The following is an 18,228-nucleotide window of genomic DNA, read 5'->3' on the forward strand; positions in this document are numbered from 1 at the left end:
TCTCTTCTGTAAAAACTCGGCAGAATTGTCGCATGCGAGGTTTGGTCATGGCCCTGGGCCTGCTAGTCGCGGGGCCCGCCTCGGCCGCGCATGCGTACGCCCAGTTCGGCGACATCAAGTATCCGGCGGGTTTCCAGCACTGGGACTACGTCAATCCGGACGCGCCGAAGGGCGGCGAGATCCGCATGGTTCCGCCCACCACGCCGACCAACTACGACAAGTTCAACCCGTTCACGCTCAAGGGCTTCGAACCGGCAGGCGAGGGCGACCTGCTGTTCGAGACGCTGCTCACGGGCAACTCGGACGAGCCGACGACGGCCTACGGCCTGCTGGCCGATGACGTCTCCGTCGCACCGGACCGGCTGTCCGCCACCTTCCACCTGAATCCGAAGGCGCGCTTCCAGGATGGCACGCCGGTGCTGGCGGCCGACGTCGTGCACAGCTTCCGCACCCTCACCAGCGACAAGGCCGCGCCCCAGTACCGGGTGTACTTCGCCGAAGTGAAGGACGCCAGGCCGCTGGACGAGCGCACGGTCCGCTTCGACTTCCTGCACCCGAACCGGGAACTGCCCCTCATCGTCGGCGGCCTGCCGGTGTTCAGCCGCGAGTGGGGCAAGGGCAAGCCGTTCGACGAGGTCGTCACCGAAGTGCCGATCGCCTCCGGACCGTACAAGCTGGCCGACCCGCACCTGGGCGGCCGCGACGTGACCTACGTGCGCGATCCCGGCTACTGGGCCCGTGACCTGCCCGTGCGCAAGGGCATGTTCAACTTCGACCGCATCACCTTCCGCATCTACCTGGACGACACCGCGCGCTTCGAGGGCTTCAAGGCCGGCGAGTTCGACTTCATGCGGGAATTCATTTCGCGCAACTGGGCGCGCCAGTACTACGGCAAGCCGTTCCGCACCGGCGAGGTGGTCAAGCGGGCCTTCCCGAACCACAACCCGGGCGACTTCCAGGGCTACATCCTCAACCTGCGCAACCCCAAGTTCCAGGACATCCGCGTGCGCGAGGCGCTGAACTACGCCTTCGACTTCAACTGGCTGAACCGCAACCTGTTCTACGGGATCTACAAGCGGGTCGAGGACTACTTCCCCAATTCCGAGTTCCGCGCCGAGGGCCTGCCCAAGCCGGACGAACTCGCGCTGCTGGAACCCTTGCGTGCGCAACTGCGGCCGGAAGTCTTCGGCCCGATGCCGCAGATGCCGACCACCGTGCCGCCCCACAGCCTGCGCGAGAACTTGCGGCACGCCCAGGCCTTGCTGAAGGAGGCCGGCTGGACCTATCGCGACGGCGCCCTGCGCAACGCCGCGGGCGAACCCTTCACCATCGAGTTCCTGAACGACCAGCCTTCCGGCAACCGGATCGTGGCGCCCTTCGAGCTGGCGCTGCAGAAACTGGGGATCCGCCTGACCTACCGGATCGTGGACCCTTCGCTGGCCAAGCAGCGGATGGACCAGTTCCAGTTCGAACTCACGTCCCGCCGGCTGGTCGGCAGCGTCGCTCCCGGCAGCGAATTGCTGGACCGCTGGGGATCGAAGGCGGCGCACACGCGTGGATCCAGCAACATCTGGGGACTGGCCGACCCGGCCGTGGACGCGCTGCTGCAGAAGGTGATCACCGCCCAGACCCGGCCCGAGCTCGACGCCGCCATGCACGCGCTGGACCGGGTGCTGACGACCGGCTGGTATTCGATCCCGCAGTGGTACGGCAGCGACTTCCTGGTGGGCTACCGGCCACGGCGCTTCGTCCTGCCGCCGGTGATCCCGCCTTACTATGACGTCCACGGCTGGGCGATGTCCACGTGGTGGGCGTCCGCCGACAATCGCTGAAGGACCCACCATGGCGAGCTACATCCTCAAGCGACTGCTGCTGATGATTCCCACGCTGTTCGGCGTGCTCCTGCTGACCTTCGTGGTGATCCAGTTCGTGCCCGGCGGGCCGGTGGAGCAGATGGTCGCCCAGCTGCAGGGCGGCAGCGGCGGCGGCGAACGGGCAGGCGGAGGCGGCGTTCCGGGCGGCGCGGGAGGCTACCGCGGCCGGCAGGGCATCGACGAGAAGCAGATCGCCGAGATCCGGCGGCTCTATGGCTTCGACAAGCCGCCGGGCGAGCGCTTCGTGCAGATGCTGCGCCAGTTCGCCCGCTTCGACCTGGGCGAGAGCTTCTACCAGCACAAGGCCGTCTGGCAGTTGGTGAAGGAGAAGCTGCCGGTCTCCATCAGCCTCGGCCTGTGGACCTTCTTCCTCAGCTACGGCATCGCGGTTCCGCTGGGCGTGGCCAAGGCGGTGCGGGCGGGCTCGCGCTTCGACCTGGTCACCACGCTCGTCGTGCTGGTGGGCTATGCCATTCCCGGCTTCGTCCTCGGCGTGGCGCTGCTGGTGGTGTTCGGCGGCCAGCTGCAGTGGTTCCCTTTGCGCGGCCTCACCTCGCCGAACTGGTCGCAGCTCAGCGTGCTGGGCAAGGTCATCGACTACCTGTGGCACATCGTGCTGCCGGTGACGGCGATGGTGTTCGGCAGTTTTGCGATCACGGCCATGCTGACCAAGAACGCCTTCCTCGAGGAGATCCGCAAGCAGTACGTGCTGACGGCCCGGGCCAAGGGCCTGGACGAGCACCGGGTGCTCTGGAAGCACGTCTTCCGCAACGCGCTGATCCCCATCATCACCGGATTCCCGGCTGCCTTCATCGGCGCCTTCTTCACGGGCTCGCTGCTGATCGAGACGCTGTTCTCGCTCGACGGCCTGGGGCTCCTCAGCTACGAGAGCGTGATCCGGCGCGACTATCCGGTCGTGCTCGGAACGCTGTACCTCTTCACCCTGATCGGCCTGGTGACCAAGCTGGTCAGCGACCTCTCCTACGTGCTGGTGGACCCGCGTGTCAAGTTTGATTGAGATGCCGCCGGTACAGGCGCAGGAGCCGCAGCTGCCGGCGGCCGCTGCGCCGCCCCCTCTGCACATGTCGCCCGGACGGCGCGCGTGGATCCGCTTCCGGCGCAACCGGCTCGGGTTCGTCAGCCTGGTGATCTTCGTGGTGCTGGTGGTCCTCAGCCTGTTCGCGGAGCTGCTCTCGAACGACCGGCCGCTCGTGGTCCGCTACGACGGGCACTGGTACTTTCCCATCGTGAAGGACTACGCCGAGACCACGTTCGGCGGCGACTTCCCGACGCCGACGGACTACCTCGACCCGTTCATCCGGCGACAACTGAAGGAGGGCCACAACTTCGCCCTGTACCCGCCCAACCCGTACGGACCGAAGACGCTCAACTACTTCGCCAGCCAGCCGAACCCGGCGGCGCCCTCCCGTGAGAATTTCTTCGGGACGGACGATCGCGGCCGCGACCTGCTGGCGCAATTGATCTACGGCTTCCGGGTGAGCGTGCTGTTCGGGCTGGCGCTGACGGTGACCGGCGTCGCGCTGGGCATCCTGACCGGCGCCGTCCAGGGCTTCTTCGGCGGCAAGACCGACCTCGCGTTCCAGCGCTTCATCGAGATCTGGGGCTCGATGCCGGAGCTGTACCTGCTCATCATCTTCAGCGCGGTGCTGGCGCCCAGCGTCGGGCTGCTGCTGGTGCTGCTGTCTCTGTTCGGCTGGATGGGCCTGTCCGACTACGTGCGGGCGGAATTCCTGCGCAATCGGCAGATGGACTATGTGCGCGCGGCGCGGGCTCTGGGCGTGGGCAATGGCCGGATCATGTGGAAGCACATCCTCCCGAACAGCATGACTCCCGTGGTGACCTTCCTGCCGTTCCGCATGAGCGCCGCCATCCTGGCGCTGACCTCGCTGGACTTCCTCGGACTGGGCGTACCGCCGGGGACGCCGTCCCTGGGCGAGCTCCTGAACCAGGGCAAGGCCAACCTCGACGCCTGGTGGATCTCGCTGTCCACCTTTGCCGTGCTGGTGGTCACGCTGCTGCTGCTGACCTTCATGGGCGACGCGCTGCGCGATGCGCTCGACCCACGCAAGGCCGACGCATGATCCGGGGCCCGCGAATTCTTCCTGTTCCGGCATGCGCGCGAGCGGGCGACGGAGGGCGCCCATGAACCTGCTCGTGGACGCCAAGGACCTGCGGGTCTCCTTCGGCAACAAGGAGGTAGTGCACGGGGTGGACCTGGCCATCGCTCCCGGCGAAAAGCTGGCGCTGGTCGGGGAATCGGGCTCGGGCAAGACAGTGACGGCGCTCAGCCTCGTGCGACTGGTGCAAGGCGCGCGGGTGACCGGTTCGGCACGGCTCGCCCCGGCCCGTCCCGGCGGCGCTCCCGTCGAACTGCTGCAAGCCTCCGAGCGCGAGCTGCTCGCCATCCGGGGACGCGACATCGCCATGATCTTCCAGGAGCCGATGACGGCCCTGAACCCCTTGTACACGGTGGGCGACCAGATCGCGGAGGTCCTGCAGATCAAGCAGGCGCTGACGCCCCGGCAGGCCTGGCAGGGAGCGATCGATGCGCTCGCGGCCACCGGCATTCCGGAGCCGGCCCGCCGCGCCGGCGCCTTTCCGCACCAGCTCTCGGGCGGCCAGCGCCAGCGGGCGATGATCGCCATGGCGCTCGCCTGCCGGCCGCGCCTGCTGCTCGCCGACGAGCCCACCACCGCGCTGGACGTCACGCTGCGCCAGCAGATCCTCGAGCTGCTGGCCGACCTGCAGCGCGAGACGGGCATGGCCGTCCTGCTCATCACGCACGACCTGAACCTCGTGCGCCGCTTCGCCGACCGGGTGGCAGTGATGGAGTCGGGCTACCTGGTGGAGCAGGGCAAGGTGGACGAAGTCTTTCGCAACCCGCAGCACGCCTACACGCGCAAGCTGATCGAGAGCCGGCCGCCGCGGGAGGTGCAGCCGCCGCGCGCCGGCGAGCCGCCCGTGATGCGTGCCGAGGGGCTGCGGGTGATCTACCCCGTGCCGATTGCCGGCTTCAAGGGCTGGTTCCGCAAGGGCGAATTCGTCGCCGTGCAGGGCGCGCAATTCGCGCTGCCGCCGGGCGGCACGGTGGGCATCGTCGGGGAGTCGGGCTCGGGCAAATCGACGCTGGCCCTCGCTGCGCTGGGCCTGATCCCGCATCGCGGCGACCTGCAGGTCGTCGGCAAGCGCTGGGGCCCCGATGCCGCGGGCAACCGCGCCATCCGACGGCTCGTGCAGGTGGTGTTCCAGGATCCGTTCTCGTCGCTCTCGCCGCGCATGACCGTGGAGGAGATCGTCGGGGAAGGCCTGCTGGTGCACGAGCCCGGCCTGCCGCTGCGCGGCCGGCGCGAGCGGGTCCTGCAGACGCTCGACGAGGTGGGCCTCACCGAAGCGCAGTTCCCGGGCCTGCTGGACCGGTATCCGCACGAGTTCTCCGGCGGCCAGCGGCAGAGGCTCGCCATCGCCCGCGCCCTGATCGTGAAGCCGGAGGTGCTGGTGCTCGACGAGCCGACCAGCGCGCTGGACGTGACGATCCAGAAACAGGTGTTGCGGCTGCTGCAGCGCTTGCAGGGCGAGCGGGGACTGTCGTACTTGCTGATCACGCACGACGTGGACGTGATCCGCGCCATGGCCCATGAAGTGCTGGTGATGAAGGACGGCGCGATCCTGGAATCAGGCTCGGTGGACGAGGTGCTCGAGCGCCCGCGCAACGCGTACACGCAGGCACTGGTGGCAGCCGCGACCTAGAGCAGACTCCTAGACCGCCATCCACAAGCCTGCAGCCCCCGCCAGGACCAGGCTGCCGGCCCAGGCGAGGTCGAGGTTGAACCAGGCCCGGCGCAGGAACTGCAGCCCGAGGTAACGGTAGACGGCCCAGGCCATCGCGAGCCCGGCCAGCACCATGGCCGCCGTGTGCACCGCGGCGATCAGCAAGGCGGTCGCGAGGTCCGAGCGTGCCAGGGCCTGCTCGACGCGCGCGTGCGCCGCCTCCGGCGGCCCGCACAGGCCCAGCATGAAGGGCACCAGCATCAGTCCCGCACCGTGCGCGGTCGCCATCAGGAAGGACCACCAGGCGAGCCGGGTCGGCGGAATGCGGGCGAGCGCGCGCGGATGGCGGCGCCAGAGCAGCCGGACGAGCCCGAACAGCAGCACGAGGCTGGCGGCCGCAACGCGGATCGCGGTGCTCCACGCGACCAGCCAGCCCAGGAAGGCGACGGGCACCAGAACCACCGCCATGGCCGCGAAGTGCCCGCCGCCCAGGGGCAGCAGCGTGCGGAACACGGCGGCGGAGCGACGCTCGGTCAGTCCATTGGCCACGGCCAGCGGCCAGCCCATCGCGGGGCTCAGGCCGTGATACAGGCCGAGCCCGACGACGGTGAGCCAGAGCGCCACCGCGCCGCTCAAGCCGAGGGGTAGCAGAATGAATCGGTGGAGCAGTCCCCGCCCTGCAGCCGCACCTGGTGCGCGCCGTACTGCGCGCCGAAGTCCACGTAGAACTCGCGATCGAGCTGGAAGCCTCCGTTGACCGTGCACATGGCCTGCACGCCCGCGACGCCTTGCGGATAGAACTGCTTGTCCCAGCTGCTGTACAGCGAGTTGGTGAAGTAGACCCGCTTCGCATCGCGGCTGATCTCGATCATCTGCGGTCCGCCGCCGAAAGGCCTGCCGTTCGCGTGCGGCGCATGCTGCACGATGCCGCCGACGCGCACGCTGCCCGTCTGCTCCGGCTCCATCGGATCGCTCACGTCGTACTGGCGCAGCTCGCCGGTGCCCCAGCAGGCGACGTACAGGTGCTTGTCGTCCAGGGACAGGTCGATGTCGCTCACCAGCGGAGGCACGGCGCCGAAGCCCTGCAGCAGCGGCGGAAGGTTCTCGGCCCTGGCCGGCTCGGGCGGAATGGTGACGGTCTTGCGGGCCTGGAATTTTCCGTTCTCGCGGACCCAGGTCCAGATCGAGGCTTCCAGGTTGGTCGTGTCGACGACCACGCCGACGAAGCCATACTCGCGCGCCGGGTCATGGGCCGGCCGGACCTCCAGCGCCATCTGGTGGTTGGCGCCCAGGTCGATCGTCTGGACGTGCCTGCGCTCGCGCAGGTCCCAGAAGTGCAGCGCGTGCCCGTACTTGTTGCCCAGCAGGTCCTCGGGGACGATCCCGTTCTCGAACTGCGGCGGCAATCCCCATTCGCTCGACACCATGTAGTCGCGCGGCAGGTTCCACCAGAAGTCGTAGTGCAGCTTCTGCGGTCCGCGGTCGATCTCCCAGCGCCCCAGTACCTCGAAGGTCTGGCAGTCGATGATGAAGACGCCGGGCGGCCCCTGGGTGCCATCGGGGCCGGCTCCGCCCAGGGTGCTGACGTAGATGCCTTCGGGGCCGCAGTGGACGGTGTGAGGGCGCGAGTAGCCGGTCTTGCGCAGGATCTCGTCGGGTTCGATCGTCTTGACGAGCCTGGGCTGCGCCGGATCCGGCTGCGTATCGAGGATGTAGATGCGGGACGAGCGCATGCCCGGCACGACCAGGTACCGGCGCTGCAGGAACGGGTGGCCGGACAGGGGCGACAGCGCCGAGCTGCAGGCGTTCCAGCCGAAGTGGTGCAGCTCGTCGCCCTTGTTCGGCAGCTCCACCTTCGTGAGCACCTGCCCGTATCTGCTCGATGCGGGGTCGAGATCCACGACGGCGATCGCATCGGGCCGCGAGCGGTCGGGCGAGAGCAGGGCGGTGTAGCAGAGGTGTTCGGGCTCGGCCTCCATCGCCAGCCGAGGCGAGGGGTGGAAGGTCGGGTCCGGGCGCAGGGTTTCGGTCATGGCGGCTCCTCGGACATGGGAACTTCCATACTGGACGTCCGGCGCGCGGAGTCAAGCCCGCCGCGCGCGCAAATGCGCTTGCGGGCCACGGCCGATCGGAGTAGCCGGCGTGAGCGTGGTGCAGGCGGTCGTCCGCTTGAGCCACGGCCCCGCGCGTGCATGCCGGCGGCGGACTTGAAAACCGCGCAGCAGCAGCCAGCTAGGGTCGGCCGGGGTTGCTCCACACCCCCGCGGAACGGACCCTCCAGCCTTGCAGCGCAAGGCATTCGTCGTTACAATACGAGCTTCACGACCAAACGGGCGGGTACCAACCGCCCGTTTTTTTTGGTTGATCGACTTACACACTTGGCTCTACAGGAAATCGTCGCGCAAACCGTGGCCGGGCTCGGCTACGAACTGGTGGAACTGGAACGTTCCGCCGGGGGCACGCTGCGCGTGACGATCGATTTCCCCTGGGAACCGGGGGACGAGAAGTTCGTGAACGTCGAGGACTGCGAGCGGGTCACGCGCCAGCTGCAGTACACGCTGGAAGTCGAGGAAGTCGACTACAAGCGGCTGGAGGTGTCGTCGCCTGGCATCGATCGGCCGTTGCGTACGGAGCGGGATTTCGAGCGTTATGCCGGCGAGCTCGTCGACATCACGCTGAAGGCGCCGATGGGCGCGGCCGCGGCCGGCCAGGTCGCCGCCAACCGCCGCAAGTTCCGCGGCACGCTGGAAAAGGGCGAGCAGGGCGGCTGGCAGGTGGCCTGGAGCGACGAGCCGCCGCCGGTGCCGGGCAAGAAGGTCTCGAAGAAGAAGGAGCCTGCGCCGGTGCAGGTCCTGGGTTTCACGCTGGACGAGCTGAAGGAGGCGCGTCTGGCACCGATTGTGGATTTCAAGGGGCGCAAGCGCGCCGGGGTTCAGGAGCAAGGGAAATGAATCGCGAACTGTTGATGCTGGTCGATGCCATCTCGCGTGAGAAGAACGTCGAGCGCGACGTGGTGTTCGGCGCAGTCGAAGCTGCCCTGGCCCAGGCGACCAAGAAGCTGTACCAGGGCGAGGTGGACATCCGTGTGGCCGTCGACCGCGATACCGGCGACTACGAGACCTTCCGTCGCTGGCTGGTCGTGCCCGACGAACAGGGCCTGCAGAACCCGGACGCCGAAGAGCTGCTGATGGACGCCAAGGAGCGCGTCGGCGGCGACGGTGAAGTCGAACCCGGCGAGTACATCGAGGAAGGCATCGAGTCGCTGCCGATCGGCCGCATCGGCGCCATGGCCGCCAAGCAGGTGATCCTGCAGAAGATCCGCGACGCCGAGCGCGAGATGCTGCTGAACGACTTCATGTCGCGCGGCGACAAGATCTTCGTGGGCACCGTCAAGCGCATGGACAAGGGCGACATCATCGTCGAGAGCGGCCGCGTCGAAGGCCGGCTGCGCCGCGGCGAGATGATCCCCAAGGAAAACCTGCGCAACGGCGACCGCGTCCGCGCCATGATCATGGAAGTGGACCTGACGCTGCGGGGCGCGCCCATCATCCTGTCGCGCTCCGCGCCCGAGTTCATGATCGAGCTGTTCCGCCAGGAAGTGCCCGAGATCGAGCAGGGCCTGCTGGAGATCAAGAGCTGCGCCCGGGACCCCGGTTCGCGCGCCAAGATCGCCGTGGTCTCCCACGACAAGCGGGTCGACCCCATCGGCACCTGCGTGGGCGTGCGCGGCTCCCGCGTGAACGCCGTGACCAACGAGCTGGCCGGCGAGCGCGTGGACATCGTGCTGTGGTCCGAGGACCCGGCGCAGTTCGTGATCGGCGCGCTGGCCCCGGCCAACGTGAGCTCCATCGTCGTTGACGAGGAGAAGCACGCCATGGACGTGGTGGTGGACGAGGAAAACCTCGCCATCGCGATCGGCCGCGGCGGGCAGAACGTGCGCCTGGCTTCCGAGCTCACGGGCTGGAAGATCAACATCATGGACGCCAACGAGTCGGCCCAGAAGCAGGCCGAGGAGCAGTCCACGATCCGCGCGCTGTTCATGGAGAAGCTGGACGTCGACGAGGAAATCGCCGACATCCTGATCGTCGAGGGCTTCACCAGCCTGGAGGAAGTGGCCTATGTGCCCATCTCCGAGATGCTGGAGATCGAGTCCTTCGACGAGGACACGGTCAACGAACTGCGGTCGCGCGCCAAGGATGCGCTGCTGACCATGGAGATCGCCCGCGAGGAAAGCGTCGAGGAGGTGTCGCAGGACCTGCGCGACCTCGGCGGCCTGTCCCCGCAGCTGATCGGCAAGCTCGCCGAAAACGGCGTGCACACCCGCGACGACCTGGCCGACCTGGCCGTCGACGAACTCACGGATATCACCGGCCAGTCCGCGGACGAGGCCAAGGCCCTGATCATGAAGGCGCGCGAGCACTGGTTCACCAACCAGCCTGCCGCAGCGGCCCATGAGTAAAGGGAGGGGGACGCACAGAACATGTCTAGTACCACCGTCGCCGAGTTCGCGAACGAACTCAAGAAATCGCCCGAAACGCTGCTGGAGCAACTCCGCAGCGCTGGCGTCACCAAGTCGGCCCCCACCGATTCGCTGACCGACGCCGACAAGCAGAAGCTGCTGGGATTCCTCCAGGCCAGCCACGGCACCGCCACGCCCGAGCGCAAGAAGATCACCCTGGTGAAGAAGTCCACCAGCGAGATCAAGCAGGCCGACTCCAGCGGCAAGGCCCGCACGATCCAGGTGGAAGTGCGCAAGAAGCGCACGTTCATCAAGCGTGACGAAGGCTCCGACACCGCCGTGGTGGAAGCGCCCGAGGTCGCGCAGCCGCCGGCGCCGCAAGGCCCGGACGAGGCCGAGCTCACCCGCCGCGAAGAGGAAGCCCGCCGCCAGGCCGAACTGATCCGCCGCCAGGAAGAAGAACTGGCCGCCAAGCGCCGCGAGCGCGAGGAAGCGGAAGCGCGCCAGCGCGCCGAGGAAGAAGCCCGCGCTGCCGTCGCGCAGAAGGAACGCGAGGCGGCCGAACGCGCCGACGCGTACTCCTCCGCGCGAGCTGGCGCCACGGCGGCCAAGGCGGCCGAACAGGAAGCCGCCCAGGCGGTCGCCAAGGCGCAGGCCGAAGCCCGCGACAAGGCCGCAGCCGAAGCGCGCGAGAAGGCCGCTGCCGAATCGAAGGCCCGTGCCGACGAAGAGGCCCTGCGCGCCAACGATCTGCAGGAGCGCCGCCGCAAGGCCGAAGCGGAGGCCGCTGCCATCCGCTCGATGATGAGCGCGCCCAAGAAGGTCCTGGTCGCCAAGGCGCCGGAGAAGCCCGTCGCCAAGGCGCCGGAACCCGGCAAGGCGGGCGTCAAGGGCACGCTGCACAAGCCGCCGGCGCAACCGCCTCGCCCCGGCGCGCCTGCCACGGCCGCTCCGGGCGCACCGGGCGCCGGCAAGGAAGTGAAGTCCGCCAAGCTGTCCTCCAGCTGGGCGAGCGATCCGACCAAGAAGAAGGAAATCAAGACGCGCGGCGACACGTCCGGCGGCGTCGGGCGCAACTCGTGGCGCGGCGGCCCGCGTGGCGGCCGCAAGGACCACCGCGACCGCGACGACCACGTGGCGACCGCACCGGCCGAACAGCGCATCCTCGAAGTGCACGTGCCCGAGACCATCACGGTCTCCGAGCTCGCGCACAAGATGGCGATCAAGGCGTCGGAAGTGATCAAGGTCCTGATGAAGATGGGCCAGCTGGTCACGATCAACCAGTCGCTGGACCAGGACACCGCGATGATCCTGGTGGAGGAAATGGGCCACAAGGCGGTCACGGCCGCCCTGGACGACCCGGAAGCCTTCACCGAGGAAGACACGGCGGCGCAGACGGCGGAATCCCTGCCGCGCGCGCCGGTCGTGACCGTGATGGGCCACGTCGACCACGGCAAGACCTCGCTGCTGGACTACATCCGCCGCGCCAAGGTGGCGGCGGGCGAAGCCGGCGGCATCACGCAGCACATCGGCGCGTACCACGTGGAGACGCCGCGCGGCGTGATCTCCTTCCTGGACACTCCCGGCCACGAGGCGTTCACCGCCATGCGTGCCCGTGGCGCCCAGGCGACCGACATCGTGATCCTGGTGGTGGCGGCCGACGACGGTGTCATGCCGCAGACGCGCGAAGCCATCAAGCACGCGAAGGCGGCGGGAGTTCCCATCGTGGTGGCCATCAACAAGATGGACAAGCCCGATGCCAACGCGGAGCGCGTCAAGCAGGAACTGGTGGCCGAGCAAGTCGTGCCGGAAGAGTACGGCGGCGAGTCGCCCTTCGTGCCCGTGTCCGCCAAGACCGGCCAGGGCATCGACGAACTGCTGGAGCAGGTGCTGCTGCAGGCGGAAGTGCTGGAGCTGAAGGCGCCGGTGGACGCGATGGCCAAGGGCCTCGTGATCGAAGCGCAGCTGGACAAGGGCCGCGGCCCGGTCGCCACGGTGCTGGTGCAGTCCGGCACGCTGAAGGTCGGCGACGTGGTGCTGGCCGGCCAGACCTTCGGCCGCGTCCGCGCCATGCTGGACGAGAACGGCAAGAGCATCAAGTCGGCCGGTCCCTCCATCCCGGTGGAGATCCAGGGCCTCACCGAAGTCCCGCAAGCCGGCGACGAGTTCATGGTGATGCTGGATGAACGCCGCGCCCGCGAGATCGCGACCTACCGCGCCGGCAAGTTCCGCAACACCAAGCTGGCCAGGCAGCAGGCGGCCAAACTGGAGAACGTGTTCTCGGACATGACGGCCGGCGAGGTCAAGACGCTGCCCATCATCGTGAAGGCGGACGTGCAGGGCTCGCAGGAAGCGCTGTCCCAGTCGCTGCTGAAGCTGTCGACCGACGAGGTCAAGGTGCAGATGGTCTATGCGGCCGTCGGCGGCATCAGCGAGTCGGACGTCAACCTGGCGATCGCCTCCAAGGCCGTCATCATCGGCTTCAACGTGCGGGCCGACTCCGGCGCGCGCAAGCTGGCCGAGGGCAACGGCGTCGAGATCCGCTACTACAACATCATCTACGACGCGGTCGACGAACTGCGCGCGGCGATGTCCGGCATGCTGGCGCCCGAGAAGCGGGAAGAGGTCATCGGCTCCGCCGAGATCCGCACCGTGTTCGTGGCGTCCAAGATCGGCACCGTGGCCGGCTGCTACGTCACGTCCGGTCAGGTCACCCGCAGCGCGCACTTCCGCCTGCTGCGCGACAACGTGGTGATCTACACGGGCGAGCTCGAATCGCTGAAGCGGCTCAAGGACGACGTGCGCGAAGTCAAGGAAGGCTTCGAGTGCGGCATCAAGCTGCGCAACTACAACGACATCAAGGAAGGCGACCAGCTCGAATTCTTCGAAGTCAAGGAGATCGCGCGGACCTTGTAATACCGAAAGGCGGACAACCGGACGCAGAGGACGCAAAAGTTGCGCAGAGGACGCAGAAGAACATCCGTTAAAGGATTTCTCGGCTCCTTCTGCGTCTTCTGCGAAATCTCTGCGTCCTCTGCGTCCGGATGTTGGTAGTCAGGAAAGCGCCAGCGCACCATGCCCAAGAAGTCGACCAAACCCAATCGCGGTTTCCAGATCGCGGACCAGATCCAGCGGGACCTGACGGAGCTGATCGCCCGCGAGTTGAAGGACCCGCGGGTGGGGATGGTCACGATCAATGCGGTCGAAGTCACGCCGGACTACGCGCACGCGAAGGTGTTCTTCAGCATCCTGGTGGGCGACCCCCAGGAGACCGAGGACGCCCTGAACCAGGCGCACGGGTTCCTGCGCAACCACCTGTTCAAGCGGCTGCACATCCACACGGTGCCCACGCTGCACTTCCACTTCGACCGCACGACCGAGCGCGCGGCCGACATGAACGCCCTGATCGCGAAGGCGGTCTCCTCCCGGTCGAAGGACGACTAGCCCGTGAACGCGCCACGCACCAGGGTGCAGCGGCGCCCTGTGCATGGGGTGTTGCTGCTCGATAAACCGCTGGGCCTGTCCAGCAACGATGCGCTGCAGAAGGCCAAGTGGCTGCTGCGGGCGGAAAAGGCCGGCCATACCGGCACGCTCGACCCCATGGCCACCGGCGTGCTGCCGCTGTGCTTCGGCGCGGCCACCAAGTTCAGCCAGTTGCACCTCGATGCCGACAAGCGCTACGAGGCGGTCGCCGAGCTCGGTGTCCGCACGTCGACCGGCGACAGCGAAGGCGACGTGATCGAGCAGCGGGACGTTCCCGCGATCGCGCCGGAGCGCCTGGCCGAAGTCCAGGCGCAGTTCACGGGCGGGATCGTCCAGGTCCCGCCCATGCACAGCGCCCTGAAGAAGGACGGCAAGGCCTTGTACGAGTACGCGCGGGCCGGCGTGGAGATCGAACGCGAGCCGCGGACCGTGCGTGTGTTCGAGCTGCAGCTGAGCCTGGTGGCGCCCACGCTCCTGAAGATCGTGGCCCAGGTCAGCAAGGGTACCTACATCCGGACCCTGGGCGAGGACATCGGCCAGGCGCTGGGTTGCGGGGCGCACCTGCGCTCGCTGCGAAGAATTGCCACGGGGCCGTTCGATGCTTCGCAGTGCCTGACGCTGGCGGAACTCGAGGCGCTATCCGAGTCAGACAGGATGTCCCGGCTGCTGCCGGTGGAGTCCCTGCTGCCCGGTCACGTGCCGGTCACGCTGGGCACGGAAGATGCGGCCCGCTTCCTCAGCGGCCTGCGCCGGCGCGGTACCTGGCGCGATGCAGAACAAATTGCAGTTTTCGGGGAGGCTCCGCGCGCGCTCCTCGGCACCGCTCACGCAAAGGCGGGGGAACTGATCCCCTCGCGCCTGCTGAGCCCGATCGAAATCCAGCAAATCCTCGGCGTGGCCGAGCCAGAGAACGTATGACGCAAATCCGAAACATCGCCATCATCGCCCACGTGGACCACGGCAAGACCACCATGGTGGACCAGCTGCTGCGCCAGTCCGGCACCTTCGCCGAGCACGAGAAGGTGCAGGACACCGTGATGGACAACAACGCCATCGAACGCGAGCGGGGCATCACCATCCTGGCCAAGAACTGCGCCGTCAGCTGGAAGGGCACGCACATCAACATCGTGGACACCCCCGGCCACGCCGACTTTGGCGGCGAGGTGGAGCGGGCCCTGTCCATGGTCGACGGCGTGCTGCTGCTGATCGACGCCCAGGAAGGCCCGATGCCGCAGACCCGCTTCGTGACCAAGAAGGCGCTGGCCCTCGGCCTGCGTCCCATCGTGGTCGTGAACAAGGTGGACAAGCCCGGCGCCAATCCCGACAAAGTGGTCAACGCCGCCTTCGACCTGTTCGACAAGCTTGGCGCCGACCATGACCAGCTCGATTTCCCGGTGGTGTACGCCTCCGGCATCAATGGCTGGTCGTCGCTGGAAGAGGGGAAGCCGGGCGAGCAATGGGGCCCCGACATGTCCGCCCTGTTCGACACCATCCTGAAGCACGTGCCCGAGCACGCGGGCGACGCCGCCGCGCCGCTGCAACTGCAGATCTCGGCACTGGACTACTCCAGCTTCGTCGGCCGCATCGGCGTGGGCCGCATCAACCAGGGAACGATCCGTCCGTCCATGGAAGTCCTGGTGATGGAAGGTCCGGACGGCAAGCAGGTCAAGGGCCGCGTCAACCAGGTGCTGACCTTCGAGGGCCTGACGCGCGTGCAGGTCAAGGAAGCCGGTCCCGGCGACATCGTCCTGATCAACGGCATCGAGGACATCGGCATCGGCGTGACCGTGACCGACCCGCTCGATCCGCAGCCGCTGCCGATGCTGAAGATCGACGAGCCGACGCTGACCATGAACTTCTGCGTCAACACCTCGCCCTTCGCCGGCAAGGAAGGCAAGTTCGTGACCAGCCGCCAGCTGTGGGACCGACTGCAGAAGGAACTGCAATCCAACGTCGCCCTGCGCGTGAGCGAGACCGACGAAGAGGGCGTGTTCGAGGTGATGGGCCGGGGCGAACTGCACCTGACCATCCTGCTGGAGAACATGCGCCGCGAGGGCTACGAGCTGGCCGTCTCCAAGCCGCGCGTGGTGTTCAAGGACATCGACGGCGTGCGCAGCGAGCCGATCGAGCTCGTGACGGCGGATATCGAGGAGCAGCACCAGGGCGGCGTCATGCAGGCCCTGGGCGAGCGCAAGGGCGAGCTGGTGGGCATGGAGCCGGACGGCCGCGGCCGCGTGCGCCTGGAGTACCGCATCCCGGCGCGCGGGCTGATCGGCTTCTCCAACGAATTCCTCAACCTGACGCGCGGCTCCGGCCTGATCTCGAACATCTTCGACGGCTACGAGCCGTTCAAGGGCGAGATCGCCAGCCGCAAGAACGGCGTGCTGATCTCGATGGACGAAGGCGAGATCTTCACCTACGCCCTGGGCAAGCTGGACGACCGCGGCCGCATGTTCGTGAAGCCGAACGACAAGGTCTACGAAGGCATGATCGTGGGCATCCACAACCGGGACAACGACCTGGTGGTGAACGCCACGCGCACCAAGCAGCTCACCAACTTCCGCGTCTCCGGCAAGGAAGACGCAATCAAGATCACCCCGCCGATCGACCTGACGCTGGAATACGGCGTCGAGTTCATCGAGGACGACGAGCTGGTCGAGATCACGCCCAAGACGATCCGCCTGCGCAAGCGCTACCTGAAGGAGCACGAGCGCAAGCGTTCCCTGCGCGAAGCGGCGTAAAGGGGCAAGGGCGGGGGCGGACCGCCAACGACGGGACGCAGAGGACGCGAAGGACGCGAAGGACGCAGGGGACGCAAAGAAATCCAGGAAAATCTTCCTCCAGGTTTCTTTTGCGTCCTTTGCGTATCCTTTGCGTCCTCTGCGTTCGTTTGCGCATTCGTCCGGCGCGAAACAAGAAGAATGAAACTCACGCACTCGCAAGCGGTGTTCGGCATGGTGGCGGTGACGGCGATGTGGTCCATCGCCGGCGTGATCACGCGCCACCTGGAGCATGCGCGCAGCTTCGAGGTGACGTTCTGGCGCAGCTTCTTCACCGCCCTGTCGCTGCTGGTCATCCTGCCCGCATTCCAGGGCCGGGCGGCGTTCGCGAACATCCGCCGCGGCGGCTGGGCGCTCTGGCTCTCGGGCGTCTGCTGGAGCGTGATGTTCACCGCCTTCATGGTGGCCCTCACGCTGACCAGCGTGGCCAACGTGCTGGTGACCATGGCCATCGCGCCCTTCCTCACCGCGCTGATCTCCCGCGTCTTCATCGGCAACCGCATTCCCGCGCGCACCTGGGCGGCGATCGTCGTGGCCGGCGCCGGAATCGCCTGGATGTATGGCACCCAGCTGCAGGGCGGCCAGCTCGCGGGCACGCTGGTCGCCTTGTGCGTGCCGGTCGCTTCCGGCGTGAATTGGACCGTGACGCAGCGCTCGTCCGCGCACGGGCGACAGGTCGACCTCGTCCCGGCGGTGCTGGTCGGCGCGGCCATCTCCTGTGTCCTGACCTTGCCGTTGGCCATGCCGCTGCAGGCGTCCGCGCACGACGTCGGCCTGCTGGCCTTGCTGGGACTGGTGCAACTCGCCATCCCGTGCGCGCTGGCGGTGCTGTGCGCGCGCGTTCTGAAGGCGCCGGAGATCGCGCTGCTCGCGCTGCTGGAGGTGATCTTCGGGATCCTGCTGGCCTGGATCGGCGCCGACGAGATCCCGGGCCAGGCGGTACTCGCGGGCGGCGCACTGGTGATCGGGGCGCTCGTCGCCAACGAGCTGGCCAGCTGGCGCCTGCGGGCCTGAGCGCAGCCGCGCCGTCCGCTCAGAGCTGCTTGTAGACGACCTCGGCCATCTGCAGCAGCACTGGCCGGGGCAGCTTGCCGGACAGGGCGTAGCCGAAACCCTGGTCCACCCAGTAGAAGGTGTCGATGCTGCCTTCCTTGGCGTAGCGGAACGCGGTCTCTTCCATGCCTTTCTGCTTCGCGCCTTCCACCGCGCCGATGTAGAGCGTCACGCGTTCGCCGCCAGCGTTCTGGTACATGAACTGTGCGCGGGCCCCGCCATCCCCCGGGAGCAGCCGGCCGCCCACCAGTTCGTAGCCGGTGGCGGACAGGTTGGGCACCTTCAACGGCCGGTTCAGCCGCTTGGACAACCACTGCACCAGGTGCTGCTGCTGCGTCGCATCCACTTCCACCGGATGGCGCACCTCGGGCATGTACACGGCGTGGGCGACGGCCGCCTGGTGGGCGAACGCGAGGGTGGGGCGGGCGCTTCCGCCAGGCAGCCGCGCCTCCCATTGCACGTGGCCGGCCCAGCCGAGCGCGAACGCGAACAGCACCGACGCCGCCATGCCGCCCCAGCGCTGCCAGCGGGCGAAGCGCCGGCTGCGCTCGTTCAACTGGTCGGCGGCATGCAGCAGGTGCTCCGGGACGGGCTCGGCCAGCAGGTGCGCATGCAAGGCGCGCAAGGCCTCGCGTTGTGCCGCCCAGGCGCGCACCCGCTGCGCCGCGCCGGCGTCGCTCGCCAGGCGCGCTTCGACCGCGGCCCGGCGCGACGCATCCAGCCGCCCGTCCACGTACGCGTGCAGTTCGGCCTCGCCGGGCTGCAGGGGGGTGTCTTCCTTGTTAGTCAT

14 protein-coding genes are annotated in these 18,228 nt (G+C 67.8%); 11 read left to right on the top strand and 3 right to left on the bottom strand.

What is annotated here, in order from left to right; genetic code table 11:
- Positions 1-32 precede the first annotated feature (32 nt).
- The 4 genes from JJB11_RS16605 (at position 33) to JJB11_RS16620 (ending at position 5,642) form a co-directional block, all read left to right on the top strand.
- On the top strand, positions 33-1,832 hold the full coding sequence (locus JJB11_RS16605) for an extracellular solute-binding protein (protein WP_201173762.1): 1,800 nt from the start codon (positions 33-35) through the stop codon (positions 1,830-1,832).
- A gap of 10 nt (positions 1,833-1,842) precedes the next feature.
- Positions 1,843-2,892 (top strand): microcin C ABC transporter permease YejB, encoded by a 1,050-nt coding sequence (locus JJB11_RS16610; protein WP_201173764.1) that lies wholly within the window; start codon positions 1,843-1,845, stop codon positions 2,890-2,892.
- 64 nt (positions 2,893-2,956) lie between these two features.
- The gene (locus JJB11_RS16615; protein WP_201964920.1) at positions 2,957-3,976 is read left to right on the top strand and encodes an ABC transporter permease; all 1,020 of its coding nucleotides are present in this window, start codon (positions 2,957-2,959) and stop codon (positions 3,974-3,976) included.
- A gap of 31 nt (positions 3,977-4,007) precedes the next feature.
- Entirely contained in the window at positions 4,008-5,642 is a 1,635-nt protein-coding gene (locus JJB11_RS16620) for an ABC transporter ATP-binding protein (protein WP_377371978.1), read from the top strand.
- A 9-nt stretch (positions 5,643-5,651) separates the two neighbouring features.
- On the opposite strand, the gene JJB11_RS16625 is transcribed toward JJB11_RS16620, so the two are convergent.
- Both JJB11_RS16625 and JJB11_RS16630 read right to left on the bottom strand, forming a co-directional pair.
- A complete protein-coding gene (locus JJB11_RS16625; protein ID WP_201964890.1) occupies positions 5,652-6,287 on the bottom strand; it encodes a hypothetical protein in 636 nt (211 codons plus the stop codon).
- A gap of 8 nt (positions 6,288-6,295) precedes the next feature.
- Positions 6,296-7,696 carry a selenium-binding protein SBP56-related protein gene (locus JJB11_RS16630; RefSeq protein ID WP_201173771.1) on the bottom strand — a complete coding sequence of 467 codons (1,401 nt, stop codon included), beginning with the start codon at positions 7,694-7,696 and terminating at the stop codon, positions 6,296-6,298.
- 345 nt (positions 7,697-8,041) lie between these two features.
- On the opposite strand from JJB11_RS16630, the gene rimP reads away from it, so the two are divergent.
- The 7 genes from rimP to JJB11_RS16665 all read left to right on the top strand — a co-directional run bounded on the left by rimP (position 8,042) and on the right by JJB11_RS16665 (position 17,399).
- Positions 8,042-8,614 carry a ribosome maturation factor RimP gene (gene rimP, locus JJB11_RS16635; RefSeq protein WP_201174305.1) on the top strand — a complete coding sequence of 191 codons (573 nt, stop codon included), beginning with the start codon at positions 8,042-8,044 and terminating at the stop codon, positions 8,612-8,614.
- Positions 8,611-10,122 carry a transcription termination factor NusA gene (gene nusA, locus JJB11_RS16640; RefSeq protein ID WP_201173772.1) on the top strand — a complete coding sequence of 504 codons (1,512 nt, stop codon included), beginning with the start codon at positions 8,611-8,613 and terminating at the stop codon, positions 10,120-10,122. Before rimP ends, nusA begins: the two co-directional genes overlap by 4 nt.
- Positions 10,123-10,143: 21 nt before the next feature.
- Positions 10,144-13,038 carry a translation initiation factor IF-2 gene (gene infB, locus JJB11_RS16645; RefSeq protein WP_201173774.1) on the top strand — a complete coding sequence of 965 codons (2,895 nt, stop codon included), beginning with the start codon at positions 10,144-10,146 and terminating at the stop codon, positions 13,036-13,038.
- Between the two features lie 159 nt (positions 13,039-13,197).
- A complete protein-coding gene (gene rbfA / locus JJB11_RS16650; RefSeq protein ID WP_201173776.1) occupies positions 13,198-13,566 on the top strand; it encodes a 30S ribosome-binding factor RbfA in 369 nt (122 codons plus the stop codon).
- 3 nt (positions 13,567-13,569) lie between these two features.
- Positions 13,570-14,523: a tRNA pseudouridine(55) synthase TruB gene (gene truB / locus JJB11_RS16655; RefSeq protein WP_201173779.1), complete on the top strand. Its 954-nt coding sequence runs from the start codon at positions 13,570-13,572 to the stop codon at positions 14,521-14,523.
- Positions 14,520-16,346 carry a translational GTPase TypA gene (typA, locus tag JJB11_RS16660; RefSeq protein ID WP_201173782.1) on the top strand — a complete coding sequence of 609 codons (1,827 nt, stop codon included), beginning with the start codon at positions 14,520-14,522 and terminating at the stop codon, positions 16,344-16,346. Before truB ends, typA begins: the two co-directional genes overlap by 4 nt.
- Before the next feature lie 180 nt (positions 16,347-16,526).
- Positions 16,527-17,399 carry a DMT family transporter gene (locus JJB11_RS16665; protein WP_201173784.1) on the top strand — a complete coding sequence of 291 codons (873 nt, stop codon included), beginning with the start codon at positions 16,527-16,529 and terminating at the stop codon, positions 17,397-17,399.
- A gap of 19 nt (positions 17,400-17,418) precedes the next feature.
- Here JJB11_RS16665 and JJB11_RS16670 read toward each other — a convergent pair whose 3' ends face one another.
- Positions 17,419-18,228: an anti-sigma factor family protein gene (locus JJB11_RS16670; protein WP_201173786.1), complete on the bottom strand. Its 810-nt coding sequence runs from the start codon at positions 18,226-18,228 to the stop codon at positions 17,419-17,421.

The sequence above is a fragment of the Ramlibacter ginsenosidimutans genome (genome assembly GCF_016654015.1).
In the GTDB taxonomy this organism is placed as follows: Bacteria; Pseudomonadota; Gammaproteobacteria; order Burkholderiales; family Burkholderiaceae_C; genus Ramlibacter; species Ramlibacter ginsenosidimutans.

What these genes read in the sequence shown, in the direction of transcription:
- JJB11_RS16665 (WP_201173784.1), top strand. Translation starts at nt 16,527, where the DNA reads ATGAAACTCACGCACTCGCAAGCGGTGTTCGGCATGGTGGCGGTGACG.
- nusA (WP_201173772.1), top strand. Translation starts at nt 8,611, where the DNA reads ATGAATCGCGAACTGTTGATGCTGGTCGATGCCATCTCGCGTGAGAAG.
- infB (WP_201173774.1), top strand. Translation starts at nt 10,144, where the DNA reads ATGTCTAGTACCACCGTCGCCGAGTTCGCGAACGAACTCAAGAAATCG.
- JJB11_RS16610 (WP_201173764.1), top strand. Translation starts at nt 1,843, where the DNA reads ATGGCGAGCTACATCCTCAAGCGACTGCTGCTGATGATTCCCACGCTG.
- JJB11_RS16605 (WP_201173762.1), top strand. Translation starts at nt 33, where the DNA reads ATGCGAGGTTTGGTCATGGCCCTGGGCCTGCTAGTCGCGGGGCCCGCC.
- typA (WP_201173782.1), top strand. Translation starts at nt 14,520, where the DNA reads ATGACGCAAATCCGAAACATCGCCATCATCGCCCACGTGGACCACGGC.
- JJB11_RS16630 (WP_201173771.1), bottom strand. Translation starts at nt 7,696, where the DNA reads ATGACCGAAACCCTGCGCCCGGACCCGACCTTCCACCCCTCGCCTCGG.
- JJB11_RS16620 (WP_377371978.1), top strand. Translation starts at nt 4,008, where the DNA reads ATGCGCGCGAGCGGGCGACGGAGGGCGCCCATGAACCTGCTCGTGGAC.
- rbfA (WP_201173776.1), top strand. Translation starts at nt 13,198, where the DNA reads ATGCCCAAGAAGTCGACCAAACCCAATCGCGGTTTCCAGATCGCGGAC.
- JJB11_RS16670 (WP_201173786.1), bottom strand. Translation starts at nt 18,228, where the DNA reads ATGACTAACAAGGAAGACACCCCCCTGCAGCCCGGCGAGGCCGAACTG.
- JJB11_RS16615 (WP_201964920.1), top strand. Translation starts at nt 2,957, where the DNA reads ATGTCGCCCGGACGGCGCGCGTGGATCCGCTTCCGGCGCAACCGGCTC.